Genomic DNA, 24,681 nt, shown 5'->3' on the forward strand with positions numbered 1-24,681 from the left:
AACATTAACAATGAAGATCAGAAAATTATTAGTCTGTCGTAGTAAAAAAAGCGGGTTCACCCTGTACGACTTTATGTTGTGGCTAGTTGCCGCGGCCATCACGTTAGTTGGTGTGATCGCGCTTTACAACACCGCGAGTGCCTGGAGTAAAGAGTCACAAACCGTTCAGGCGGTTACCGCGCTTAAAGCGGGCGCTGAAAAAGTGAAGGTAGGGAATCATGCCAGTACAACATTAGCAAAAGTGTGTGATGTTAGACGCAATGCGGTTTCTATGAATATTTGCGGCACTAGCCGTAATGGTGTTGCTATGAATCCCTATGGGGGAAATTACACGTTAACCCCAAACAGCGCCAACTTGTCCCAAGTGATTATTGGGGTGACCAGAGTGGACACGAAATACATAGATAATTTGGCTGATGCATTGGCCAAATTATCGGTTGGGAACTGTATTGAAGCTTCTGGCTGTACTGCGATAACTGTGTCGGGCAGCACCATCACGGTGATCATGTAATGAATATGATGAGCTTTGTATTGGCAGGAGCATTGGCGGTAGCCTCTACGGCGTCTGTCGTTGCTTTTCTTGCTCATCAACATGTCCAAACGACTTGGTCATTGAACGCATTGCAAAACCGCGTTTTTGACGCCATGCGTCTTAAATTGTCAGAAGATCTGGATACATCAAATTGCCTGAGTGTGCCGGCCGACAATACCATTGAGGATTTAATTGCAAATACCCTTTTACCTCGTCATATCTTAGTGTCTGTGCCATGGTCACTGCGCATTTCATATCAGAGACCCACTACTTTAGGTGATGCGGTTATTTTGACGCTTACCGTTGTGGCGGATAGTGAGGATGAAGGTGAGCGGTTGAGGCAATCTGCTGCTCCCAATCTGTTGTGGACGTATGATCCTAATACCTATTCGCTCACAATACGTCGAACTCTTACATTTCTTACTCACCAATATGATGAGCTGGCGTTTGATTTTGATGCCGGATGTTTCAATGAGTAGGAGAGCTGATATGAAACGGATAAGAAGAGCTCGTGGGTTTGGCTTGTTTGAACTGACATTAACATTGACGATATTGTCCGTCGTTTTGTCGTTCGCTATCCCTGCAGCTATGAGTGTGTGGCGAAGTCATCAAGTTGAAAAATTTGTTACGCATTTAAAGACGCTTTCAACTCAAATTCTTCAGTATCAATATCATCGAGTCAAAACGGAGGGGATCGATCCTACGCAAACGAACATTGATTCTCTGCAGAGCTGGCCTGCCGACATCGACGCGTTAATGACGGATTATGACAGCATATTCTGGATAGAATGCCGTCTCGCCGATGAAGCCAATGAATTGTGTCTCCGTCCAGATCGTATCCCTTTTACCAATACTCGACTCAGGGTGGAGCCGTTTTGGGATACCACGTCAGGGTATGGGTTATCACGATTTTACATCACGGTTCCAACAGGTGAGCTGCCAAACGATGGTAGCTGGGCTCGCTGGGCTCTCCCTTTGTTGACTATTCATGGTGCGCGGCAACGTGCCAATGGTGATATTCAAATATCGTTAACGCCGCTGACTAAAACCACTCAATATCGAGAGTATCTTAAAAAAGATGGTTCAACACCGTTAACCGGTGATTGGGATGTGGGCGGGAATAGTGCTCTTACCAATGTGAGAGACATGACCATTAATAATAGCGATGGCACGCAAAAGTCCGTCGTGAATAAATTAACGGAAATCTATACCGTTTCACATGGACAGGCGATTACAAAACCGAAATGCCCATCAGGAATGACGGTTGATTATAATTTATCGGTATCAGAAATAACGCCTATTTCTGGGTATGAAAATAGTGGTGAATTTAAAGCGTATATATTAAGTGAAACATCAATGAAATTTATAATTGGCTTGGATGTTATGTCAAAAATTAATTACGGAGTGAATTCTGGAAGGTTGATAATAACGCACAACGGTTTTGTGACCGTTTTTCTTCAATGTAAATAAGTAGGTGATGATATGAATATAAAGTATAAAGTTTCTTTTATAATACTTGCGTTACTTAGTACGTTTAATGCATTGGCAAAAGTGACGTATGATGAAGCGATAGAAGAGGAGAGAGCTTACAGTAAAGATAATAAAAGTGTGGTGCAAAACCATGGGTTTACTGAAGAGGATTTAAGGAATGCGAGGGGGGGGAATACTCCGAACAATCTCGAGTATATTGGAAGAGGGAGCATGAGATTGCCTGATCCCGGGATGTATTTTGTCGATACTTCCGGGGGGACAAGCACTGTTTACGTACCATCATTGTCTGGAAGCTACTATGGCACGAGCTCTGTTATTTCTAATTCCGCTTATGGCGTTATCGTTCGAAATGGCGTTGTTATTCCGCACTCTAGATATGGTTCTCCTAGTATTAGAGGAATATATAAAGTTAAATAACACCAACGATATTATTGGTTGGTAATATTATGTGAGATGACTCGTAATTAAATATTCGGCTCGTATTATATTTGTTCTGTAATACGGGCTGCGTAGTAAACTGTGTTTGGTATTCATTACATCTTTAATTATTTATCCGGTCAATTTATTTAGAGAGAAAACCAAAATGAAAAATATTAGAATATTATTGTTGTTGGTTATGTTGTCGTGTTCATATTCTGTTGTGGCGACGCAACAGGGTACGGCGGTTGATTGGCGTAATGATTATTCTAATATGGTGAAGCCTCTTAATTGTTCCGGTACGATCATTGCGGGCAAGTTTGTTCTTTCAGCGGCTCATTGTATTCCTGTTAATGCTAATCAACATTATATTCTATTTTCAAATCTAGAGAGAACTTCGTTTGTTAATCAATTTGTGCACCCTTTATGGTCTGGGGGACCAACTAAGAATGATGTGGTTATTTGGGAGCTGGGGAATGTGCCCCCAACGGATGATATTACCTTTTTTGCCAACTTAAATGTAGAGACGGTCAGTGATGATGACCTGATTGGACTGTATGGATTTGGTTACCATGCGTCTAATGCCTCCGATTTAAATATGGCGCGAATTAGAACGGTTAACTATGACGCCATTGATGTTGATAATCAATTTGTAAAAGCAGTTGATATCGGTCAGGGGCAAATGGTTAGTGGGGACTCAGGTGGCCCCTGGCTCAATACTAGTGGAGAGATAGTATCTATCAGCAGTGCAACCCAACCGTCTTCTGGGGGAGGGAGTGATTCAATGATTGGTATCAATCTGACTAAATCAAGAGACTTTATTTTAGATACGGTTGATGGTTGGCATTACCCCACGTTGGCCAATGGCAATAACCTAACGATCACCGTGCAATCTTTGCATCAAAATGTCGTCAGTGATGTGGCTTATACGGATGGAAATGTTGTCATCACGGGTGGTTCGTGTGTAGGTAAAGCGGTGATCACGGCTTATGAAAAATGTACCTATGAAGTTCAGGCAACGGGGGAGGGTAAATTGTATTTAACGGCGGATGAGGTTATTTCTATTAACAAACCTGCACCTACGCCTAGCAGCGATAGTGGTGGTGGGAGCGGTGGCGGCTCAATAGGTTGGTTGGCGCTGGTTATGTTGCTGGGTGTTAAGTTTCAGCGAGAATTGGGCGCTACGCGTCATGCGTGATGTGATTTTTTGACATGTTATTTGTGAGGCCGCCGTTGGCGGTCTTTTTGGTTGGTGTCTTATAACGATAACGAGTCTGTTTTAGTTTTTACAAGTAAAATGAGTAGAGTACATTTAGGGAAAGCAGGAGTATTGTAGGATAGAAATAATTTAATTGTATGGTTACATATGGAAAAATTTCCGAACAGATTGAATGAGTTTATGTCTGAATCTAGGCATACAAAAGGTAGAGAATCTTTGTTGATGAAAAAACTCACATACGATTTGCAGTTGGCTGTGTGTAGAGATGACATCAAAGCCACCATGGATAATGACTGTTGTCATTATCGGGGCTTGGGTTTGAATGCTGAAGAATCCCCACATAACTTCTATCCACATCAAGCACTTAAAAGTATTCGCGCACCTTGTTTTGTGATCTAATTTTATCGACCAAAACAAAAAAAGATATGGAGAACAAGATGCGCGAATTTCAGATTATATCTCAATCCTTACACCAACACTGTCCTGAATTACATGCTAAGCGTCTCAAAACACTTATTACTGCCAGCGAGGCTTTATTTAATAGCAATACTTTAACTCTTACCCAGCTTGGCCGTCATATCGGAGGAAAGACTCATACCAAACACAATATCAAGCGCATCGACAGATTGCTTGGCAATCATCACCTTCATTACGAACGCGTTGCCGTCTACCGTTGGCAGGCTTCTATGATTTGTCACTTTACTATGCCCGCTATCCTTGTTGATTGGGCGGATATCCGCGAAATTCAGCGCCTTATGGTATTGCGAGCTTCTGTCGCATTATCTGGCCGCTCTGTCACCGTTTATGAGCGAACATTCACTCTTGAGGAGCACAATACAGATAAGGTTCATAAAAGATTTTTGAAAGAACTGGCCTCTGTCCTTCCACGAGGCTGTATCCCGCTGATAGTCACTGATGCCGGATTTAAAAACCCTTGGTTCAGAGCTGTTGAGCAGCAAGGTTGGTTCTGGCTTTCAAGAGTCAGGGGAGTTATCCATTATACTGATACAAAGTGTGATAACTGGAAACCAATCAGTACGTTACAGAAAAAAGCCACTTCGCGAAGTCGGTATTTCGGTCCTTGTCGCCTGACTTCCTCTAACCCCATTACATGCGGTATTTATCTTTATCGTGCAAAGATAAAAGGACGAAAAAACCAGCGTTCAACCGGAACCAATAGTAAGCATCAGGGGTCGGCCTTCTATAGTCAGGCAGCAAAAGAGGGCTGGATATTAGCGACAAATTTACCCGCTTCAAGGTTTACACCTGCTCAAATGGTCAAGTTATACAGTAAACGAATGCAGATAGAAGAAACTTTCCGAGATCTGAAAAGTCCGGCTTATGGGTTTGGTCTGAGGCAAAGTCGAAGTCGGTGCCCGAAACGGTTTGATATTATGCTGCTCATCGCACTCATACTCCAACTTGTGCTCTGGTGGGTAGGTTTAGTCGCAAAAGAGAAAGGTTGGCATAGATATTTTCAGGCTAATACCGTTCAAACCCGAAATGTTCTTTCAGCTATCCGGTTGGGCAGTGAGGTAGTCAGGCATGATCGATATCACTTGAGAAAACAGGATTTACTCAGAGGTGCTTTGTTGTTTCTTCAAGAGATCAGGAAAAATGGTGATGTATTAGTGTTTTTATGAGGGGATCCGCTAGGTTTGAATGAGAATGATGTCGAGAATTAAGCGCTTACAAATGTACCTTTGTCGAGTTAGCGACCTAATGGAACGTATATTCATAATACAAAGTGTGAGTCAAATCGTAACTCTAATGTTATTTACATTTTACATAATAAATATGTATACGTTAATCTGTGTATTCTTAATAAAAATTTCAATAACATTTAAAAAGGGCTTCTTGAATGGGAAAATATATCTGTCTCATATGTTCATTTTTACTAACAACCTCTGCCTTCTCAGAAGAGGTATCTTGGGATGAATTAACTCAAAAATATATTGTTGACCTCTCTCTGAGTAATAACAATGATTATGTAAATTCTTACATGCAACACTATAATCAAGACGAATGGGCAAAATATCGTAATAACGAATTTGAATTTGATGATAAGTTAAAGGAAACAAGTAAGAAAATGAACGCACTTTCCGATGAGACCATTGGAAAAGTATATGATTCAGAAGTGTATTATTTTTTATCTAAGTATGATTTTAATCAAGAAGAGTTTCCAGCTAGACTTATCGACTCGTTGATGATATCCAATGTGAACCATTGGGGTAACTTTCCAAGCATATATAATGTTAATTTGTCAAATGCAGCTGTATATGAAAAATTTCGTATTGATAAAGAACACGCAAAGAAACTTGTGTCATATGAGTTTCTGGAGTCAAATGGAACTAGAAATGTCCCAGCTAAGATTTTCTATAAGATATCCAGTATATCAAAAGATGGGGAGGTTGAGGCTGAAATCGTTGACTTAGTTTTATATCAAAGTAATCGACGAGAAAAAAATATAGTTAAAAGTGTAACTCCTAGTCAAGATATCGTATCTGGTCATCCTTCGCAGAAAAAAATAAAAACTTTAGTACGTAATTATTACGATAAGCAAAGTGAGTGGGCGGGAAAATATCGTATTGATTTATTAACTGAAATGAGGATAGAAAAAGTTAATTCTTCAAACTTCAACATTCATGTTAAGTACAAATATGATTCATTAGGTAGTGGATACGGTGGAAGAGATAAAAGAGTATTTCATTTGAAAAAATCTGATAGTAAATGGATGATAGTAGGTATGGGGTCTCATAACTCAGCTACATTTAATTAGTTAAATAGATGATTTCAATTCTCTAAGTTGTACTAGCTCAAGGGCAGCTTGTAACCTCCGTCATCCTTCCCAGGGCGTCTTTACTGACGCTCTTCTATTTTTACTGCCAAGCCTTGTGATATGTTCAAAGCCCATTTTACAGTTGGAACCTCCCCCCTTCTAGCAGGATAGTTAACACTGTTAATTTTTAACCAGTTAGGGCGTAAAGAGAATGAATGTCACGTTACTCAACAGCGACCCTAAAGAGATTGCTGCCGCCGCATAATTTAAGTGTTGCACAAGTTTCAAAAGAAGAAGGCATTAACGTTGCAACTCTTTATAGTTGGCGCAGTAAATTACGAGAAACAGGATCTGTTGTGCTAGGTAATCAATCTTTTACTGGCGCGATATCGACTCAGGCTTATGCCATAATTCGTAACGATGCCTACAATAGTTCGAGCACCTGCTGAACCATTGCTCGTGTTGTGAGCCTTTTGGACAAGCGCTCTTATTCGAACTTCATGCGCAGAAATAGTTTTTGGTCGTGTTTTCCAATATTTATAACTGCTGCGATGAACATCGAATATGCTACACAGTTTGAAAATACTGTAGCTCTGTTTGAGTCTCTCGATTATCGTGAATTTTTCAGTGAGTCTGACATCAACAGATCTGTAGCCTTTTTTATGCTCTTCCAGTTCGGCAATCCGCTTTTTAAGCTCTCGGATCTCTATTTGTTCTGGCGTCAGCGGTGATGCTTTGGGGGTAATACCCGGCCTCTCTTGTTTAAGCTGTCTTATCCACTTATCCATAGCAGATTTACTCACATTCATAGTTTCACCTGTTGTGTACGAGGTGCGTTCTAACACCTCTAATCAGGTGGTCAAATTAACTATACCACTACAATATGGCCTAAGAGTTTAAATATTTGAGTGTCACTTTGCTTTGTTTGGATTTCCATAGGAGTCCCTTATTGATTGATGCATATCCTTACCCCATTTACTTTTCGGATACAAAAAAGAACTAATTTTGTGATTTTATATGAAGATGAATAAAGCTAGAACTTAGGCATCATCTAGCACCAATGTAAACGTATTTACATTGAAAGTGGCAATATCATAGTAATAAATTGTAATGCACTGCTGCCTATTTAGTTTAAAAGCTTCAATAAAGTTAGTTAGTTATTTCTAGGTGTGGGTATAAAATTTCGTCTGGACAATTAGCCAGAGATTAATGCCAGATAGTTATGATGAACATCACATATATAAAACCACTGTCATATTCACGTAGATGATTTATGTTTTAATCTTGGAAACAATACATTAAGTCGCTAGCTGAAAATTAAAAACACAGAAATATGGCCTTCCCGCAAAGAATCTAGATGAACATATCATAGATATCAAGGGAGTCAAAAAATGAACAGTTTTACAAAACAAATCAAAACCGTTGCGTTTTATCTTTTTAGCATAGCTTTTTGGGGCGGAATTGCGTTAACCGTCATCTATTATATATCACCGGTAACTATGGCAAGAATTACTGCGTTTTACGATGATAATGTTTCTGTTTGGGATGAAACTGCTTGTGAAGCCAATCAAGAACGTTGCTTAGAGGCCAAATTACGCGAGTTAGAATCTTTAAGAGTAGACTTGGATGGAGGAATACAGAAGTTGAATGAGCAAATAGTCTCTCAAGGTGAAATAATAAGCCATCATATATTATTACAAAAAGCCAACAGCCAACTTATTACTGCAGGTCAAGCACAAGTCAGCACTCTATCTAATCCTCCCTCAGAGCAACCAATAGATATATGGTTTTCAGGCCAGCACTTTAGCAATATAAATGTATTGAAAAGTCAGTTATCACTACTCGAAAGAGAAAAAAGAGTCCTAGCTTCTCAAGTGAAGCAAGCTGATAACATCAAGTCACAACTCGTCACTACTAGAGAGAAACTAATCATCAATCGAGGAGAGCTGAACTTAGAAATAAAAATGATTCCATCTAAGTTGATATTATTGCGCTCTAGTCAGTTCCTACAAGATTTTGACCAAAGTGTTATTCGAATCGATGATCTGCTCAATAATGGTTACAGCGAACTTAAGCAAGTATCTGATGTGATACTTAATACTGAAGAATTTGTTCGTCAATACTCCAATAATCAATAAGGTAAAAAACGTGAACTATAGTGCTTTAACCACCCACTGGCAGAAAGTTAGGAAAGTTGTAGTGAACGACTTAATCGCCTGCCTGCCAGATGGGCTAGCCAAAGATCTATCCGACGATAAATATAACACTTGGTTTAATCAATTTGATCAAAATTTTGCAAAAGCAAAACATCTTGAAAATCTACTAGAGTCCTTGAACTGTGTAGATTCGGTAAGTGATATTTGGGAAATTACAGAAAATGCTAAGTCTAGTATCAAAGATAGAATAAAAAATATTGGTACTGACGTTTTAACGTCCTCTAAAGCAAATGGAAGTATATATAACTGCAGTAAACAAGCACTGGATTCAAGTCGTAAAATATTTCTACTTGAACAAGGTGTTGATAAGCGATATCTCGATAATCTAGATCATTGGTACCGAATTTATCCAGTAGTCAAAGAAATACAACAAGAAATGGAAGGGCGCGATGTTCAAGTCACCGATGAAATATTTGTAAAACAAATTAGTCAGCGATTAAAAGACAAAGGCATCCACACAGTAACTAAAGAATCAAGATTACTGGACATTCTTTTTGATTTCTATCATCAACCCGTTCATACGAACCACGAACAACTATCAATTGAAGAAGAATACTCATTGGATGATATAGAAGCCATTGAAATGCAATTAACGCGTCTTGAATTATGTTTCAATAAATTAAAAGCATTTTCTAGTGAGACATATCAGATACTGCATCAACATGTTATCGAACAAGTAAGTGCAAAATCTATTTTTGAGTCTATGGGAATTTCTAATACCAAGTTCAGAGCCAGAAAAGAAAAAGGACTTGAGCTACTCCATAGATGTTTAGAAGGACAGAGTCAGGACGCGCTCTCAGTTTATGAGGAGGATAACTAATGGCTCAACAAAAAATTCAAAAATTATTAAATGAAGTATTAAAAAAGCAACAAGATCAAGGGATGTATCACCTGTCTTATGAAAGAATTTTACAAGCTTTGAGTAGTGGTCCTGCACTCAGTGAAAGTGAAAAAGAAATCTTGTGGTTGTCACCATCTGCGAGGGCAAAATATATCCATGCAAAGAAAATTCTTCAAACAGAGTCAGTAAACCGATGGCAGAACAAATCTTGGTGTCAGCCGCAACAGAAATTAGCAGCATCGGCTGAAAGTGATATATATACGCTCGAGTTCGATGATTATAAAGTGATTATTGAACGTGAAACAGACGGCTTTGTAATTAGCTTGATTTTACACGAGGAGCTAAGAGATTCGTTAACAATGTCCGATTATATTGAACTTATAGATGATAAGGGCGAGATATGGATTGGCGGAACTCCAAGTGGTGAACCATTTATTATGAATGACTGGCCATATAGTAATGAGATAGGCGATTACATTACCAGAGCTGTAAAACTGGTATTGAAACGTTAGAATTCTAGGAGACTAATATGCCGTTGATTAGAGCATTTTCTGATACAAATAGAACACATGAAAACATTCAATTTCGTGAGTTTGTAGATCAAATATATCAGTTTGAACTTAATAAAGAAAAAAGTATACCTGATTACCAACCACAATGGATTATCATAATTCAAGGTTATGAATTTAGAGGGTGGTATCCTGAGAATCGTAGGTCAGAGAAAGCAGAAACAGACATACTAGTTATAAGAGAAAATGGTATAGCCTTTGTCGAAACCAAATCCTACACTTCTGCGAAAGCTATTTCTGCTTATGAACTAGAACCTTGGACGGTAGTTAATTCAGATGGAAGTGAACAAACACTAACAAGTGGTGGAAAAGTAAAAAGAAATCCTTTTCAACAGGTATTGCGCACTCGAGCAATACTTTTCAATCACTTAAGACGCTCAGCACCTATGTTCACTTCTGAAGTATTAGAGCCATGCTGGGAGAAGAAAAATTTCATCTCGACGATGGTATGGTTTAACAAGGATATTGATTTAAAAAACAATATTTCAGCTAAATATAACTGCTATTTTAAAGTGGTAACGACAAAAAAAATTGTTGATACAATTAACGATCTCAATGACGGCATTACTGTAATATCGCCAGAACATATTGGTCTATTGCTTAGTGAGCTTAATGTTCGCAAAGAGTACCACACTAGCCGTATGCTAGATGAGAATTGTCGCCCCTTAATCCCTGGGTATATACGAGATCAAGAAAATACACTCGGCCAAAAATCAAACACCTCTAATTCCGAAAGTAATGATAAGTTGAAATCAGCTAGTAACATAAAAGACTTCGGGACTGATCATTTTCATCAGCAACAAATCTCAGGAGTAAGTGGAGAAGTACTATTCCCGACAGCTTCCAAATCAACGGTTCAACTACATATGATGAGAGTCATTGTTAGAGATGGGCATGTTGATCCAGCGATGCATTTTACTTGCCGTTCAAAGGGAGATAAATTTCCCCCATCAGCAATTCGAGATGTACTTGAGCCCGCCCGTTCATATGAAAGCAATGATTGTCCAGCGGTGAGAGTAGATCCTAGTAACAGCAATTTTCAAGGACGGAGCCATGAACTTTCACTAGCCCTTGCAGACCAACTTGCAAGACATAGTTCTTTATTAAATAAAAACGAAACGGTACTGGGGACGGGGCAAATTGAAGAGCATGGTCTAATTGCACCAGTTACTTTTATCCAAGAAAAACTTGAAGCTGTGCTCTACTTTGCAGCGGAACATAAAATTCGACACCTAGTAATAAGTGTTAAAAATAAAAAAGACATAACACCAGAGATACAAAAGAATTTAATTGCAGCTGGTGTTACCTTACATGCAATAAAACGAATTTCTGATCTAAACGGAACCCTTTGGAATGTTGACAACTTAAAATACAAATCAAAAGAAAACTCACAAACTAAACCTAAAAATGCAAAAAAGTTTATCGCTATCGGTGCAGTGACGATGATTACCTTAGTTTGTGTATTGGCTTTTAGTGATAATCTGAAAAGTGTAACCAAAGCCGTGTTACCCCAAAGTATTACAGAACAAATAACGTTACAAAATAATACTTATCTTACAGATCCTAATAATTGGCAGGAATTACAAAACTTACTATTACTCGTCAATCAAGCAACACCAAAAGAATTCAATTCTCTATCAGACATAACTCGTGAAAGAATAGAACAAGCTCTTACTACTTCTACAATCAGTGATAGTCACCTTAACCAACTTACCACCGAGTTAAAGCGAGCAAATAAAAGTGATATAAGTGATTACGACAGCGTAGATAAAGCGTTTTCAAATCTAAACGCCCTTGATTTACAACGTCTGGAGACAACTAATCACGATATTCTGTCACAAGCGACTGATAAAGTAGCTATCTATCGCTCTTGGCTGTTAGCCAAAAAAATTAATAACAATCAATCTCTTAACACTATCGAACAGCATTATCAACAATATCAAAAGCTAAATAAAAATATCCAAACTACTTTTAAAACTAACCACCCTGAAAAGTATAAATTAATTGCTAATTACCCACTGATACGTCAACAAAGCAATGAGCGACTATCCAAAGTAAAAAAGGCATTACCTAACTATCGAGATCAACTAAAAACTAAAGTCCCAAACCCAGAGGTGTGGTCTGAGCTAATCACTGCTTGGCAACAATTAGCAGCAATAGATAAACCTATGCTTGTAGGGGATTTCTCCGCTACTGAACAATACTCTAAGAAAGCGATCCAAGAATGGGAGAGTAGTACTAAGCATATAGAGAACTTGAATTATAGTATTCGAGATGCAGGTGAAGATATTTCACAATTCGTGAATGTAAAGCGAGCAATTTCAGTTCTTCAACCTTTAGATAAGGCTCGTCTGTTAAGCAGCTCTCCAGAAGTTCTTTCTTTAGCTAAACAAATGGAATGGCAATACGATCTATATAGTTTTGCAAATCAAATTTCATCACAACAAGATCTAAGGCATTTAGAGATAAAGCTAAAAGATTTTTTAAAGTTTAATCAGAAAACCCAGCTAGCTTTTCAGCAAAAATACCCAAAACAGTACAATAAATTAATGACCTTTATAAAGATGAAAGAACAAAGTTCTACTCGTATAAGAGAGCTACTAAGTAGAGCAACAAGTTATAGAGGTGAGCGATATGCTAGCAGTCCCAATCCCGCGGCCTGGCAGTTATTAATTGAAATTGAAGAGAAACTTACTGAATTTGACCTCATGCGTCAGAATTTAGAAATTAATCAAGCAATCCAATATGCTAAACGAGCTAAAAGTGAACTAAAACAAAGTAAGATCAGAGTTAACAACCTATTTCATGCTGCTTCTGCTTATCAAAAGTTAATTAACAAAAAGCAATACGGCAAATTGCTTGATCAAGCTGAACTAAAAGCTGAATCAGCTGTAAGCAAGATTACCTGTCTTGACTACGCAACTCTGACAAAAAGAGAGAGTGAAATATTTGACTCTTTTAGAAAAAAATTTCGCCTAGAAGAACCAAAACCATTTTAAAAACATTTTTGTGCTTATTTCCTCAAAAGAAAAAGGATGAATATGAAAAATTATGCAAGTAAGGAATAACAAAATGAACAAAAATACTTTAACTCTATGCTTAACAGTTTTACTAGCAACACCTCTAGTAGCTAATGCTTTAGAGATGGAAAAAAACCATGAAGAACAAAGATTAGCTGAACTAGAAAACAAAGTAGTTAATCTGCAAAATGAGTTGACTGCCATGTCCGGCAGCTTAGAGAAAGTACTCATACTTTTACAAGCGAAACCATCAGTTGAAACAATTACTACTGACAAAGTTTTAACAAGTACTAATTCTACTGAGTCTTCACTTCTAACGTCAGAGAATGATAACTATGATCTAACTGTATTTGAAGAAGCAAAAAATAATGTCCCACAAAAAGAGGGACTATTATTAGATGTATACGTCTACGACGATTATGAAAAATTACCTTCAAATCCCACAGGTATCCCGATGGCCACATTAGATTATAAACGAGACGGAAAATTTAACTTTTCAGAACATTTAGATAATGATGAAACAAAATCATTTTCTTTTACAAAACCAGTAGGATTATATTTTCATGGGTATATTCAAACCCCAAAAAAAGGCCCCCATATTTTTTCAAATATGATTAGAAATACTTATAATAACGACTCTGCACATTGGGAAGCGAGTAGTAGAGGAAAATGTATTACATCTACTTTTATTAACGACAAAAAAATAATGACAGCTGAGTTGGATAATATGTATTACATACAAAGCTCTTCAGACCAAGCGATGGTTGAACTGCAAGGTGGTTTTGTAAAATTTGGCTACTGGATTACATGTGTTAAACATAATTTAGCGACAATAAATGCTGAAAAACTATTTAGAAGCATTGATAGCAACGTAAAAATAAGAACACCAGTTAATAGCAATATAGTCACCATGCCAAAAGGGATTTTTTATCACTATTAGTACATGATATAAATTAGAGATAATAACCATCGAATAACCTATTGATAAGGATTAAATAATGAAGAACAAGACTATTATAGTTTTTTTTAGTTCAATAATTACCTCACCCCCGATTTCAGATAATAACTGCGACACTCATGGGAAGGTGTAGAAGAGGAAGCCAACTGCCGAAAGTGGTACGCTCTTCTCGCCAAAGAAACAAGCAGTACTACCATGAATTATCAGCAGTTGACCGAGGGGAGAAGATATCAGATTTCTGCCCTTTTGGAGCGGGGAATTTCAGTATCAGAGATTGCCAAAACAGTTAAGTGTCATCGCTCAACCATTTATCGAGAGTTGAAGCGAAGTGGTAAGAAAGAGCAATATCTACCAGACAAAGCGCACCAGCAATCAGTAGCGAAAAGGCAGCAAGCTCAAAAGTATCGAATACCTCAGCCACGCATAGATTTTATAGAACTGTTGCTGTCCATTGATTGGAGTCCAGAGCAAATATCTAATGTCCTAACTCATGCTGGAGCTAAAGTAAGCCATGAGTGGATATACCGTTACGTTGCTCGCAATAAACGACAGGGCGGCAAGCTATTTCGCCACTTGCGTCAAGGGCACAAGCGGTATCGGCGAGGCAAGAAAGAGAAAGCGCCTGCTATCAAAAATGCAATTTCGATAGACAAAAGGCCTGAGATTGTTGATAGCCGAGAACGTATTGGCGACTGGGAGAATGATACTGTTTTGGGCAAGCATGGGACAGGAGCAATGGTCACTATTTTAGAGCGTAAAACGCGTTTTTATCTGACAAAGAAAGCTCCCTCAAAGTCAGCGAAAGATGTGACGAAAGCGACCATAGATATGTTACTGCCTTACAAAGAATTCGTTCATACAATTACAGCAGATAATGGTCGCGAGTTTGCAGGTCATGAAGAAATAGCTGAGGCGTTGGAAGCAAAGGTGTACTTTGCTCATCCTTACAGTTCGTGGGAGCGAGGAGCCAATGAAAACGCTAATGGGTTATTGAGACAATACGTTAAAAAAGGAACAGACCTAAGAACTGTCAGTGATGACGATATTGAAAGGGCGCAACAACGGATTAATTATCGTCCGAAAAAATGTTTAGGGTTCAAGCAACCCGCTGTCGTTTTTAAAGAAATGATGAAGGCTGCTTGAAAATTAAGAATGTCGCAGTTCGGAGTTGAATTCGGGAGTAATAAAAAAACACAGATATATGCATTCCCCTTGAAGATACTTAATGAAAGTATGAAATATACTTTTAATTAAATTGTCGATACTAAAATGGAGAGAACGTGACATGACATATAAAAAAATTAATAGAATTAACAAAATATGGCTAGATCAGAGAATGTGTAAACGCTGCGGTCATAAGTATGACGGATCAGAACATAGATGCTGTCCAAATTGTCATTGGAGTTAAAATACGAGTGATAAATTAAATAAGAGTCAAAGGTGGTTATCTATAATAGCCACCTTTGAAACATTAACAATATAGGTTCTAATTATGATTGGAAAATTAAAATTTATTTTTTTATTAGTTTTTACATGTGGAATTTCAACTAATGTTAGCGCGTATGCGAATGGGGACTATTTTAGTTTCTCAGAAACTAAAATAGATGGGACAATGATATCTAGCAGTAATAATATAATCAGTAATGCCATCGAAAATGATAATTCTATCAATTTAAAATTTACTCCCAAGTTTCAAAAATTAACAAAGCAGCTATTTCCTTCCAAGTATATTGACAGCTATATAGCACAAAAATTGAATAATGCTGATTTTGTTAAAGGTATGGATGGGTTAATTGCAAAATTTGCCTGTACAGAATATCGTTTTCGACATCGTCAACCAGAGTCTAACGAATGTGATGGGTATATTATCAGTTCAAACAACTTAGAAAAAATGCCGTTTGTTAGTGGCACCTATAAAAATTCAAGAATGGAATATCATATTGATAGTAAAATAAATAATGTTGGATATTACTTTTACCTTGAAAGTAGTGATGTTGTTCCCTTAGACAGGTTTTCCGGCTCTGTACATCAGCTTGGGACTTTCTTTGGCCGAAAGTTTAATCGCAAGCAACTTCAATTATCAATAAGGTTAATAATGTACAATTTAGATGATAGTGGTTCTCGTAAGGCCCAACCTATATATACTAATCCACTGATTTATTTTGTTATTTTACCTACCTCCACACAAATCTATAAGCAAAGTAACCAGCTGTTAGCAGGTAATTATGCGTCTAGAAACGCTAAATTGCTAGTTTTAAGCAACTAAAACTCTTCATTTATTGATTTGATTGTCAATCATCCTTCATTCGTCGAGCTTATACATAAAAACTAGACCACTCAAGATATGGTGGTCTTTTTGTCATATATTAAAGCTATCGTTCATTGGCGGTAGCTTTACCTTTAACTAAGTCAAAATTTCTGAATGATATTTACCTTTTCCGTTGAAATATCGATTTAAAACCTTAGGATTTCTATCCATCTGAAGTGCGCTTACTAATTATTTTCCTAACTAGATAACTACGTTTGTTTCCACATTAGACATTACAGCTTTTAATAAATAGTTCGAACGTACATCACTATTGTCAGATTATTTTATATGCATATGATCTTTCTACATAAAATAGGACCAAGCACTCGAATATATTTTTGATTATCTTAAAAAGGCATAGATGTCGATATGTGCGATATGAATAAAAGTTATACAAAAGAGCAAATCATTCATGCAATCAAATAACTTTAGTCAGGGGTATTGTGAGCAACTTCTCGTCAATAGAGAGTGTCTGAGTAAACAATATCAGTGGGATGGTCTAAGAAGCATTATTAAAGTCACTTCTGAGGTTGAACATTCAATGACAGGAAAGGTGAGCAAAGAGACTCGTTGGTATATTAGCTCATTAGATTTATGATTTAGATGCAGAGCAAGCACAAAAAGCCGTCCGTGGACACTGGCAAGTAGAGACTATGCATTGGATTTTAGATATGACTTTCAGAGAAGATGAGTGCCGCATTCGGAAAGGAAATGGAGCCTTGGTTTTCAAAGCGCTAAGAAGGATAGCTCTCAACTTATTTAAGTTCGATACGACGAAGAAGATAAGCATGTCGAGGAAGAAATAGAACGTGGCACTGAACGATGAATACCGCTCAGTGCTTTTAGATGTGTGATTCATTGAGATGGTTTTCAACTTTCTTAGCCGAAGATCGAGTTTGTAATTCTGCTCTTGGAACCTCTCTTTCCATATCTGATAATGCTGATTTACCTCTTCAGATAAAGGCGTCTGATCTGATAGTTCTGTCACTTTTTCTATCGGTGTTAGACCTTTTAGAGAGCTATGCGGCCGCTCCCAGTTATAGTAGTGTTGCCATTCAGATAACAGCACATCCAGCTCTTCCAGCCCAGCTCCAAGATCTATAGTCGGATAAAATTCGCATTTATCTGTTTTCTGGGAACGCTCAACTTTTCCATTTAAATGAGGGGATGCAGGTTTGTTAGGGCGGAACTTGATTCCATAAATCATAAGCTGCTTCTGGACTTTTTCTGCAAAGAATTCACGTCCTCTGTCCGTTTGAATCCGTTGAATAGGAAATGGCATCTCATCCACTACACATTCGATAAAGTTGACTGTATTTGCCGCAGTGCGCCGAGAATAGCACCTTAGAACTCGATAGCGAGAGCAGTCGTCAATGGCCGTATACTGGTAAATTCCTGCCGCTATTTTACAAGTATCCATTTGGATTCTATCGCCAGGAATCGGGCGCTCGTATCTTTGGAAATCCTTTTTGCGTCGGTAAGTTACTATCGGCTTTACAGAAGCTGCTGATAATATTTTATGGATAGTCGCAGTACTTAGGTGTACTTGGTGAAGTCGACTTAATTTTGTTTGTAAGCGACGCGCCCCTAGATTACGCTTCTTGCGCATATCGAGAATCAGCGCTCTTATTTCAGCAGTGATCTTAGCGCCTGGGGAAGAATGAGGGCGTTTGCTCTGGCTTTCCAAACCTGAGAGCCCATCCTGCTTGTATCGGTTTGCCCACTTCCGCAATGTTGGTCTAGAAATCCCACAACGACGGCATACGAAGCCTGCATTACCAGATTCTTCATACATCTTTACCCACAGTAGTCTTTGTTGAATTTCTCTGTCCATAGACATCCAGTATAGTTGAAAGGATGTCTATGAATCACACATTTTAGAGTCTGCAATTAAAATGCGCTAGCCTTACCTTTCCTCTCAACAAATATACAGTTAATAGTTAAGAGGAAAACCATTAACTGTATATTTACTAACTTAATTTTCTTTAAGAAAATTAAGTGCAGCATTGAACCCACGACCAGAGTAAGCACCTATTTCCCCTTTTTGCCCTTCTACGTAAACATATATCATTTTTTCGGTCATAAATTCATCAATAGCTACCTGAGAGGTTTTATTGTCAATAGCATGAATTAGCATGCGATCTTTATCTGAACAGCGAGTTAACATTTCTATCTTAGTGTTATTTAAACGATGCTCACGACGATTTAACCAATCTGTAGGCTCCTTACAGTTTGGGTTATAAAACTCTAGAAAAAAAGTTCGATGCTCGTATTCAGGAGAGTTCTGGACTACTGCTATAGAACTTCCACCCAACATATCTCTAACATAAACATAGTCTGTACCGCCTATACTCCACGCCATACTATCCTTTTCCATTATTGCAAAAGCTTTTCCATAAAGAAAAAACATAGCTATCAATAAAAATATAATAAGTTTTCTCATATTAACCCCTGTATTAATAGTACACAAAAATGCAAAACATCAACAAAAGACTACAATTGCTATTGTATGATGCTTGCTAATAAAGCATTAATTTCAAAAGCATATCGATTAGAAGAAGCTTTTGATTATCTTAAACTAACTCCCTACTTAAAAGCATTGCTGTGTTGACTCTTTCAGGGGAAGTACCTTTGGTATGTTTTTATTTTGTTGCTAATCCGTTTACTCACTCAACTTTCTCATAGACCAACTAATTTGAAACAATAAAACGATCGAAATGCATATATAGTCAAACGCGGCCCCTGGCTCGTCATTAATACAAACCAACAAATAGTGTTTAGGACTGTAGCTTTCGAGTTTGTCATGGTGAAAACTGTCAATCTGAATGAGATAGCCAAAACAATCTCAGTTTGCAAGACTGATAAGCACGCGGTTTGCGCTGTGAGTGTGCTACTCATAACCCATCGATTGACGTAAGGTAAGGTTTCATTGAAAATAGGCAATTATGAAGTCTTGATAGATTTTCCTGGGCTTACCTCGATAGCTATGATTTATGTCTGCTACGCTAAATTGTCATAATCCGTTAATGATTCGTTGGACTTTCTACTTTCTCAAAATAAGAATTTCAGCGGCATCAACACGAAGTAAACGAAACTCTTTGAGAATAAGAGGACATTTTAAAATTGTTCAAACCGGACATTACAACTTTGCTTTTACATGTCAAATGCGCATTACGTTATTTATGTTAAATAAGGTTAATTTGTTGGCGTATCGGGGAGGTCGTTACTGGCGAGTAAAAAGTGCCTTGTGTTCTGATGGTATTTTATACTTGATTATGTACAATTTTAATGCGTACAAAATAGGAGGGGTGACTATGCCTCAGATCCCAGTAGAAACGAATGACCGTATGTCACTACGTATATCTTCAAAAGAAAAGTTACTATTAATGCGTGCAGCTGCTATACAGCACACTAACTTAACTGAGTTTGTACTCCGAAATGTAATATCAGCGGCACAAAAGATTATCGATGAAAATGAACGACTGGAGCTGACTGAAAAAGACAGCCTGCATGTTCTGGATCTTTTAGATAATCCGCCAACACCTAATTATAAATTAATGGCTGCGGCATTTGCTATGCCGAAACAATCATGACTCTTCCTCTTATCCTTATTGCTACCATTTAAAACGATCCATGCAGCGCTGACAGCTGCTGGGAAGTTATAAAGGAACTTGATTCCCCATAACTTTCAGCTAAAAGTTTTAATAATAATTAAAGCGCAGGTCTTTCTATGAGCTAGAGTTTGAGGCTGAGCGATGTTTTATTTTGATGAGAATAAAGCCTTAGCAAATCTTCTGCGGCAATGGTGTAACTTCAACAGACATTTACAGATGTAACTCCTTATGGGCTATTTTTGCCCATCCCCCGAAATGGTAAAAAGTTTTTCTTCTCCGCTAATTAGATTTTTCGCAGAGCCGTCATCGGTACAAATAGCCGCATAGGATCACTAGTAAAAGCATGAAAAAAATCAAATCGGCGGTAAAACTCTAAAGCATCTTTATCTAACACATCCAAAACTAAACCTAGTGCTGGTAGCCCTTCATCACACAACCTAACCGCATGACGTAATGCATATACTAGTGATTTTTCACCTAAGCGATTGCCCTGGAAATTAATATCAACAGCCAATCTAGCAAGTAACGCAACTGGCACCGGATAGCGTGGAAGGCTCTGTGTAGCAGGAACATCATAACGAGATACGGTGGACGCAGCTAATGTATAGTAGGCTGCAATCGGAACTTTATTTGCTTTAGGCGCATCAAGCGGAAGAACAAATGTCCTGCTTAATCCTAACTTTGTGTGTTTCTCGGCAAACCTAGATAAGAAGAAATTCATATCTGGTTTACCGCAATCAAAGGTTTTTAATAAATGCTTTGTTTTGTCAACCGGAACAAACGACTGGCAGAGTTTCAATTAAAAACCCTCTTTATCTAGACGTTTCGCTGCATCCAGGATCGCTTTACTCGGCTCTTGTTCAGACTCACATATTGCTATGAAATTATCAAACTGCTGATTAGTTAGTTGAATTTCTGAGTAGGTCTTCAGTGTTTTAGGAGCGTCTTCTCGAACTAGCCTTGCCAAATAATCAGTAAGTGTAACGCCACTGGCTAGCGCCGCTCTCTCTGCTAGATGCTTTATCTCAGGCATAAATCTTGCCTCGATACGTTCAGTTTTGGTGGCCATAATATAATCCTCAGTAGACTATCCAATACCACTTAACTATACGTCTATTAGACGTACATGTAAAGTTTGTAAACCTAAGGAGCTCCCCTTTACCTATACAGAAAACCCTTCCAATTTTTGTATTCACAAAACCTTTATTTTAGCGACCTTAGTTCCTTCATTACAGCTATACATTAAACACCTGACTGATGTATAGATGTTACATACAGTTAATATATATTTTTTGTGCATTTTGTTATTAACCATGACCAGAACAGTTGCCATTTATCTGCGGGTATCTACCGGCGAACAATCAACAGAACCCCAGTTGCTGGAGTTAATGGGTGTCGTTAAACAGGCCAACTGGCAAATATATCGAGTGTATGAAGATGCCGGTGTATCTGGTAGCAAAGGCAGGGATAAACGACCTGATTTTGACCAAATGCAAAAAGATGCAGTCCGGCGTAAATTTAACCTGGTACTAGCCTGGTCAGTTGATCGCTTAGGTCGTAGCTTACAAGATCTTATTTCCTTCCTGAATGAATTGCATGGTGTCGGATGCGACCTTTACCTCCATCAACAAGGCTTGGATACGACTACACCCGCTGGTAAAGCCATGTTTCAAATATTGGGGGGTGTTCGCAGAGTTTGAACGCTCCATGATCCAAGAGAGTGTTAAAGCAGGCTTGGCACGAGCCAGAACAAAAGGGAAAACACTTGGTCGTGCCAAAGTAGCCGAAGATGTTGAAGCAAAAATCCGGGAACTTAGAACCAGTACCAATCCGCCAATGGGAATGATTAAAATAGCTAAAACGCTGGGAGTGGGTACCGGTACGGTACAGAGAGTTGTTAAGGCCATGTCAGAACAATAAAAATCAAAGGAAGCTGGTCGTAGGTACTATAATTTCGTCACAAGCATGTACCAAAAAGAGGGGCAAGACCCAGAGGTTAAATGGAAAGCTAACGACCTCTTGATATGGGAGAGAATACCACCTACCATAAAAGCAGATAGGTAATCCCTCACACCAAGCAATCAGAGCTGAAATGTCATATTATCTATCGCAACTTCTCAAAAGCCGCTCATTGTAGCGGCTTTTTTGTGCCATTTTTCAAAGAGTTATGTTTTTTACTAAAGTTTCTCTGGTAATTTAAGCAACCTATCAGGCATCGGTGGTGTCCTCATTGATGAACTGAGCAAAGCATCCAGATCCATAGCACCATCCTTTACAACCCTATCGTGCTGCATATTGGTGCTTGATAGTCTCTCAAAACATGACTTCCCTTCTTAATTCACTACAATTTTTTTAAAACAAAATCCCCGTGAGGATACCATAAATTTTTGTAAAAGTGTGCCATAGAAATATTTTATTTTAAGGGGTTCTAAATAGGATTTTAGATGCCTCTTTTTGCTAGGGTCAGAAGCAAAGTTTTGTTCTCTGGAGACTCTTGTGAAAATTGGCCTAAAACAAGCAATTAAATTCACTCTATTAAGCATATGGTGTGCCGGCTTATCTATTGGGGTCTTAGCATTACATCAATCTATATTTCCTCCCATCTCTGACATTGAATTAAATAAGTTAGAACAAACGTTTAATCTAGCTCTGCAACATGAGGAGTCAACTCGCTCCGAATCCATTGAGCTGTTATTCAATGCTCAAGAGAGCATTAAGTCTCAACTGAACTCCGACCAACTCGTACTTCAAGCGATTAAAGAGCGTCAAAATAATCTTGAAAATGCGTTAGATGAGAATGAATCCAGTATAAATCATTCATTTTCGCAAAAGTTTGAAGCCATTGAACAGCGCCTAAACAAGAAGCTATCTAAAATGCAAAATGATAGGAGTCTTATCGTAAAAAAACAAAAGCCAAAAGTAGTGCAGGTATCGACTTCTAAACCTGTTATTACTCCTCCCTTTATCTTGTTTGATGTTCAGAAACGCGGATCAATTTATCTCGCAATTATTGGAAAACCTTCTGCTAAAACACTCTCCGATCTTTTACCTCTGCGAGTTGGTCAGTCGTATTTAGGTTGGAGAATTGTTCAGATCAGATCCAATTCTATTGTCGCAAACTTTCAAGGTGAACTGATTGATATAGAGGTGCGCTCATGAAAAATAGCATTTTTGCTGTTGTGATAGCTCTGTTATCAACCACCGTTTGTTTCACTTCTTTTGCCGCTGAAGAAAAAGAGTTAGAACGCTCAAATATCCGTGTCGCTCAAGCTGAACATTGGGGGCTCAATCCAGAACAATGGCAGCGTTATATTAACATTTTAAATCAACCAGACGGATTTGATATGTATGATTCAAATCCATTGATTGTGCTTGGGCGCTTTGCCAGAACACCGGAAGAACGTAAGCACTATGCCGAGATGCTCGTTAAGTTTGATAAAAATCGAACCGATGGATTATTAGCATTCGACAGAGCTTATCGAGATGCGTGGCAACGTCTCTACCCTACTCTCAAACCCATTGCACAACAATTACCAGAACGTATTAGCCTATTTGTAAAATCGAGCTGTGCTCCCTGTATTGATGCCTTAAAAGCGTGGAGAAGCCGAGGTGTTTCTGTTGATGTGTTTATGGTTGATGGGGCTGGGAATGACCAAAAGCTAAGGCAATGGGCCGGAAATGCTGGGATCCGACAATCGGATGTTAACTCAAAACGTATCACTCTCAATCACGACACTCGAGGTTTGTGGTTTAACGTCGCAAGAGGACATCAAATACCGACAGCAATCGCGAAGCAAGGTGACACATGGTCCGTTATTTCATTGCCTTAATATTGCTTACAGCATCATTTCATTTGCGAGCACAGGTTCCACTTCTCTATAAAGAGGTAGCCAAAGCGCGGCAAGTTCCCGAAGCCATACTGTACACCCTCGCTTTCGGAGAAAGCAAAATCCAACTTCAAAGTGGAACGATTCGACCGTGGCCATGGACACTCAATGTAAAAGGTCAACCTTACTACTATGCAACACGAACGGAAGCTTGTCAGGCGCTGAAAAGAAAGTTACAGCATACTGAATTAATTGATATTGGATTAACTCAGCTTAATTGGTATTGGCAAAAATCCCACTTCTCATCTCCTTGTGAGGTCTTTGAACCCATAGTAAACCTCAATCATGCAGCAAAAATACTCCTCGAAGGAAAAGCTAAATATGGCTCTTGGGTCAAAGCTGCTGGGTATTTTCATCGACCGGCAGGAGGTTTACCCGCTAGGCGTTATGAAGCGACTTTCGCTACGCATCTTGAACAATTGAGAAGGGCGACATTATGAAATCATGGTTTCTAATTTTACTATCTCTATTGAGCAATACTGCTCTGGCTAACCAGGAGCCTTTAACTCAAATGCTACCGGTCATCACACCTGAGCTATCGCCTGGAAAAGTGTCAAATCGGCACATAAGCCAACAAGTGAATAAACCGTTTTTTATAGTCGGTGACGATCCTTTATCTCATCAGTGGTTAAAGCTTCGTTTAAATCATCTTAAATCAATTAAAGCAGTTGGCATCGTGGTTAACGTAAAAACTGACACCGGATTCTATCGAATGCAAAGTTATGGTCTGCCTATGTACCCGGTCAGGGGGAAAGATTTTGCAAGCGCGTTTAAGCTCACTCACTACCCGGTACTCATTACGCAAGGTGAAATAAAACAGTAAGGAGGGA

General features: G+C 38.5%; 25 protein-coding genes and 3 pseudogenes. 23 read left to right on the forward strand and 5 right to left on the reverse strand.

Features of this window, described 5'->3' with window-relative positions:
- Positions 1-10 precede the first annotated feature (10 nt).
- The 8 genes from CHJ_RS23185 to CHJ_RS23220 all read left to right on the forward strand — a co-directional run bounded on the left by CHJ_RS23185 (position 11) and on the right by CHJ_RS23220 (position 6,438).
- The gene (locus tag CHJ_RS23185) at positions 11-511 is read left to right on the forward strand and encodes a hypothetical protein (RefSeq protein ID WP_317919261.1); all 501 of its coding nucleotides are present in this window, start codon (positions 11-13) and stop codon (positions 509-511) included.
- Positions 511-1,011, forward strand: coding sequence for a hypothetical protein (locus CHJ_RS23190; protein ID WP_317919262.1), 501 nt, complete (start codon positions 511-513; stop codon positions 1,009-1,011). The genes CHJ_RS23185 and CHJ_RS23190 overlap by 1 nt, the downstream gene beginning before the upstream one ends.
- Before the next feature lie 10 nt (positions 1,012-1,021).
- A complete protein-coding gene (locus tag CHJ_RS23195; protein ID WP_317919263.1) occupies positions 1,022-2,002 on the forward strand; it encodes a Tfp pilus assembly protein FimT/FimU in 981 nt (326 codons plus the stop codon).
- Positions 2,003-2,014: 12 nt separating this feature from the next.
- The gene (locus tag CHJ_RS23200) at positions 2,015-2,440 is read left to right on the forward strand and encodes a hypothetical protein (protein ID WP_317919264.1); all 426 of its coding nucleotides are present in this window, start codon (positions 2,015-2,017) and stop codon (positions 2,438-2,440) included.
- Positions 2,441-2,606: 166 nt separating this feature from the next.
- Positions 2,607-3,638, forward strand: coding sequence for a trypsin-like serine protease (locus CHJ_RS23205; protein ID WP_317919265.1), 1,032 nt, complete (start codon positions 2,607-2,609; stop codon positions 3,636-3,638).
- Between the two features lie 243 nt (positions 3,639-3,881).
- Entirely contained in the window at positions 3,882-4,058 is a 177-nt protein-coding gene (locus CHJ_RS23210) for a hypothetical protein (RefSeq protein WP_317919266.1), read from the forward strand.
- Between the two features lie 38 nt (positions 4,059-4,096).
- Positions 4,097-5,302, forward strand: coding sequence for an IS4 family transposase (locus CHJ_RS23215; RefSeq protein WP_317919267.1), 1,206 nt, complete (start codon positions 4,097-4,099; stop codon positions 5,300-5,302).
- Between the two features lie 218 nt (positions 5,303-5,520).
- Positions 5,521-6,438: a DUF4852 domain-containing protein gene (locus tag CHJ_RS23220; protein WP_317919268.1), complete on the forward strand. Its 918-nt coding sequence runs from the start codon at positions 5,521-5,523 to the stop codon at positions 6,436-6,438.
- Positions 6,439-6,812: 374 nt separating this feature from the next.
- Here the strand turns inward: CHJ_RS23220 and CHJ_RS23225 are convergent.
- Positions 6,813-7,253: pseudogene (locus CHJ_RS23225) on the reverse strand (IS3 family transposase); the annotation flags it as partial.
- A gap of 576 nt (positions 7,254-7,829) precedes the next feature.
- On the opposite strand from CHJ_RS23225, the gene CHJ_RS23230 reads away from it, so the two are divergent.
- The 8 genes and pseudogenes from CHJ_RS23230 to CHJ_RS23265 form a co-directional block, all read left to right on the forward strand.
- Positions 7,830-8,576 (forward strand): hypothetical protein, encoded by a 747-nt coding sequence (locus tag CHJ_RS23230; protein WP_317919269.1) that lies wholly within the window; start codon positions 7,830-7,832, stop codon positions 8,574-8,576.
- A 61-nt stretch (positions 8,577-8,637) separates the two neighbouring features.
- A complete protein-coding gene (locus CHJ_RS23235; protein WP_317919270.1) occupies positions 8,638-9,474 on the forward strand; it encodes a hypothetical protein in 837 nt (278 codons plus the stop codon).
- Positions 9,474-10,007 (forward strand): hypothetical protein, encoded by a 534-nt coding sequence (locus CHJ_RS23240; protein WP_317919271.1) that lies wholly within the window; start codon positions 9,474-9,476, stop codon positions 10,005-10,007. The genes CHJ_RS23235 and CHJ_RS23240 overlap by 1 nt, the downstream gene beginning before the upstream one ends.
- 17 nt (positions 10,008-10,024) lie before the next feature.
- Positions 10,025-13,063 (forward strand): nuclease-related domain-containing protein, encoded by a 3,039-nt coding sequence (locus tag CHJ_RS23245; protein ID WP_317919272.1) that lies wholly within the window; start codon positions 10,025-10,027, stop codon positions 13,061-13,063.
- Positions 13,064-13,136: 73 nt separating this feature from the next.
- Positions 13,137-14,024 (forward strand): hypothetical protein, encoded by an 888-nt coding sequence (locus tag CHJ_RS23250; RefSeq protein ID WP_317919273.1) that lies wholly within the window; start codon positions 13,137-13,139, stop codon positions 14,022-14,024.
- A gap of 213 nt (positions 14,025-14,237) precedes the next feature.
- Positions 14,238-15,185 carry an IS30 family transposase gene (locus tag CHJ_RS23255; protein ID WP_317919274.1) on the forward strand — a complete coding sequence of 316 codons (948 nt, stop codon included), beginning with the start codon at positions 14,238-14,240 and terminating at the stop codon, positions 15,183-15,185.
- Between the two features lie 349 nt (positions 15,186-15,534).
- Positions 15,535-16,308: a hypothetical protein gene (locus CHJ_RS23260; protein WP_317919275.1), complete on the forward strand. Its 774-nt coding sequence runs from the start codon at positions 15,535-15,537 to the stop codon at positions 16,306-16,308.
- A 442-nt stretch (positions 16,309-16,750) separates the two neighbouring features.
- Positions 16,751-17,153, forward strand: a pseudogene (locus CHJ_RS23265) (ISAs1 family transposase); the annotation flags it as partial.
- A 65-nt stretch (positions 17,154-17,218) separates the two neighbouring features.
- Here the strand turns inward: CHJ_RS23265 and CHJ_RS23270 are convergent.
- Positions 17,219-18,184: pseudogene (locus CHJ_RS23270) on the reverse strand (IS481 family transposase); the annotation flags it as partial.
- 141 nt (positions 18,185-18,325) lie between these two features.
- A complete protein-coding gene (locus tag CHJ_RS23275) occupies positions 18,326-18,793 on the reverse strand; it encodes a hypothetical protein (RefSeq protein WP_317919276.1) in 468 nt (155 codons plus the stop codon).
- Between the two features lie 871 nt (positions 18,794-19,664).
- Between CHJ_RS23275 and CHJ_RS23280 the strand changes: the two genes are divergently transcribed.
- Entirely contained in the window at positions 19,665-19,943 is a 279-nt protein-coding gene (locus CHJ_RS23280; RefSeq protein ID WP_317919277.1) for a DUF1778 domain-containing protein, read from the forward strand.
- Between the two features lie 304 nt (positions 19,944-20,247).
- Here CHJ_RS23280 and CHJ_RS23285 read toward each other — a convergent pair whose 3' ends face one another.
- Positions 20,248-20,685, reverse strand: a complete 438-nt coding sequence (locus CHJ_RS23285) for a GNAT family N-acetyltransferase (protein WP_317919278.1) — start codon at positions 20,683-20,685, stop codon at positions 20,248-20,250.
- Between the two features lie 78 nt (positions 20,686-20,763).
- Positions 20,764-21,033, reverse strand: coding sequence for a DUF1778 domain-containing protein (locus CHJ_RS23290; RefSeq protein WP_317919279.1), 270 nt, complete (start codon positions 21,031-21,033; stop codon positions 20,764-20,766).
- 244 nt (positions 21,034-21,277) lie between these two features.
- Here CHJ_RS23290 and CHJ_RS23295 point away from each other — a divergent pair, with 244 nt between their 5' ends.
- From CHJ_RS23295 to CHJ_RS23320, 6 genes are all read left to right on the forward strand, one after another.
- Complete coding sequence (locus CHJ_RS23295) at positions 21,278-21,664, forward strand: recombinase family protein (protein ID WP_317919280.1); 387 nt, start codon at positions 21,278-21,280, stop codon at positions 21,662-21,664.
- Between the two features lie 7 nt (positions 21,665-21,671).
- Entirely contained in the window at positions 21,672-21,884 is a 213-nt protein-coding gene (locus CHJ_RS23300) for a hypothetical protein (protein ID WP_317919343.1), read from the forward strand.
- Between the two features lie 576 nt (positions 21,885-22,460).
- Positions 22,461-23,123, forward strand: a complete 663-nt coding sequence (locus tag CHJ_RS23305) for a hypothetical protein (protein WP_317919281.1) — start codon at positions 22,461-22,463, stop codon at positions 23,121-23,123.
- A complete protein-coding gene (locus CHJ_RS23310; protein WP_317919282.1) occupies positions 23,120-23,794 on the forward strand; it encodes a TIGR03759 family integrating conjugative element protein in 675 nt (224 codons plus the stop codon). Before CHJ_RS23305 ends, CHJ_RS23310 begins: the two co-directional genes overlap by 4 nt.
- Positions 23,770-24,291 (forward strand): hypothetical protein, encoded by a 522-nt coding sequence (locus CHJ_RS23315; RefSeq protein ID WP_317919283.1) that lies wholly within the window; start codon positions 23,770-23,772, stop codon positions 24,289-24,291. Before CHJ_RS23310 ends, CHJ_RS23315 begins: the two co-directional genes overlap by 25 nt.
- Positions 24,288-24,674 carry an integrating conjugative element protein gene (locus CHJ_RS23320; protein WP_317919284.1) on the forward strand — a complete coding sequence of 129 codons (387 nt, stop codon included), beginning with the start codon at positions 24,288-24,290 and terminating at the stop codon, positions 24,672-24,674. Before CHJ_RS23315 ends, CHJ_RS23320 begins: the two co-directional genes overlap by 4 nt.
- The last annotated feature ends 7 nt before the right edge of the window (positions 24,675-24,681 follow it).

The sequence above is a fragment of the Vibrio sp. MACH09 genome (assembly GCF_033238805.1).
Classification (GTDB): Bacteria; Pseudomonadota; Gammaproteobacteria; order Enterobacterales; family Vibrionaceae; genus Vibrio.

Coding starts and splice junctions, on each gene's coding strand:
- CHJ_RS23185 (WP_317919261.1), top strand. CDS start 11: ATGAAGATCAGAAAATTATTAGTCTGTCGTAGTAAAAAAAGCGGGTTC.
- CHJ_RS23190 (WP_317919262.1), top strand. CDS start 511: ATGAATATGATGAGCTTTGTATTGGCAGGAGCATTGGCGGTAGCCTCT.
- CHJ_RS23195 (WP_317919263.1), top strand. CDS start 1,022: ATGAAACGGATAAGAAGAGCTCGTGGGTTTGGCTTGTTTGAACTGACA.
- CHJ_RS23200 (WP_317919264.1), top strand. CDS start 2,015: ATGAATATAAAGTATAAAGTTTCTTTTATAATACTTGCGTTACTTAGT.
- CHJ_RS23205 (WP_317919265.1), top strand. CDS start 2,607: ATGAAAAATATTAGAATATTATTGTTGTTGGTTATGTTGTCGTGTTCA.
- CHJ_RS23210 (WP_317919266.1), top strand. CDS start 3,882: ATGAAAAAACTCACATACGATTTGCAGTTGGCTGTGTGTAGAGATGAC.
- CHJ_RS23215 (WP_317919267.1), top strand. CDS start 4,097: ATGCGCGAATTTCAGATTATATCTCAATCCTTACACCAACACTGTCCT.
- CHJ_RS23220 (WP_317919268.1), top strand. CDS start 5,521: ATGGGAAAATATATCTGTCTCATATGTTCATTTTTACTAACAACCTCT.
- CHJ_RS23230 (WP_317919269.1), top strand. CDS start 7,830: ATGAACAGTTTTACAAAACAAATCAAAACCGTTGCGTTTTATCTTTTT.
- CHJ_RS23240 (WP_317919271.1), top strand. CDS start 9,474: ATGGCTCAACAAAAAATTCAAAAATTATTAAATGAAGTATTAAAAAAG.
- CHJ_RS23245 (WP_317919272.1), top strand. CDS start 10,025: ATGCCGTTGATTAGAGCATTTTCTGATACAAATAGAACACATGAAAAC.
- CHJ_RS23250 (WP_317919273.1), top strand. CDS start 13,137: ATGAACAAAAATACTTTAACTCTATGCTTAACAGTTTTACTAGCAACA.
- CHJ_RS23255 (WP_317919274.1), top strand. CDS start 14,238: ATGAATTATCAGCAGTTGACCGAGGGGAGAAGATATCAGATTTCTGCC.
- CHJ_RS23260 (WP_317919275.1), top strand. CDS start 15,535: ATGATTGGAAAATTAAAATTTATTTTTTTATTAGTTTTTACATGTGGA.
- CHJ_RS23275 (WP_317919276.1), bottom strand. CDS start 18,793: ATGAGAAAACTTATTATATTTTTATTGATAGCTATGTTTTTTCTTTAT.
- CHJ_RS23280 (WP_317919277.1), top strand. CDS start 19,665: ATGCCTCAGATCCCAGTAGAAACGAATGACCGTATGTCACTACGTATA.
- CHJ_RS23285 (WP_317919278.1), bottom strand. CDS start 20,685: ATGAATTTCTTCTTATCTAGGTTTGCCGAGAAACACACAAAGTTAGGA.
- CHJ_RS23290 (WP_317919279.1), bottom strand. CDS start 21,033: ATGGCCACCAAAACTGAACGTATCGAGGCAAGATTTATGCCTGAGATA.
- CHJ_RS23295 (WP_317919280.1), top strand. CDS start 21,278: ATGACCAGAACAGTTGCCATTTATCTGCGGGTATCTACCGGCGAACAA.
- CHJ_RS23300 (WP_317919343.1), top strand. CDS start 21,672: ATGATCCAAGAGAGTGTTAAAGCAGGCTTGGCACGAGCCAGAACAAAA.
- CHJ_RS23310 (WP_317919282.1), top strand. CDS start 23,120: ATGAAAAATAGCATTTTTGCTGTTGTGATAGCTCTGTTATCAACCACC.
- CHJ_RS23315 (WP_317919283.1), top strand. CDS start 23,770: ATGGTCCGTTATTTCATTGCCTTAATATTGCTTACAGCATCATTTCAT.
- CHJ_RS23320 (WP_317919284.1), top strand. CDS start 24,288: ATGAAATCATGGTTTCTAATTTTACTATCTCTATTGAGCAATACTGCT.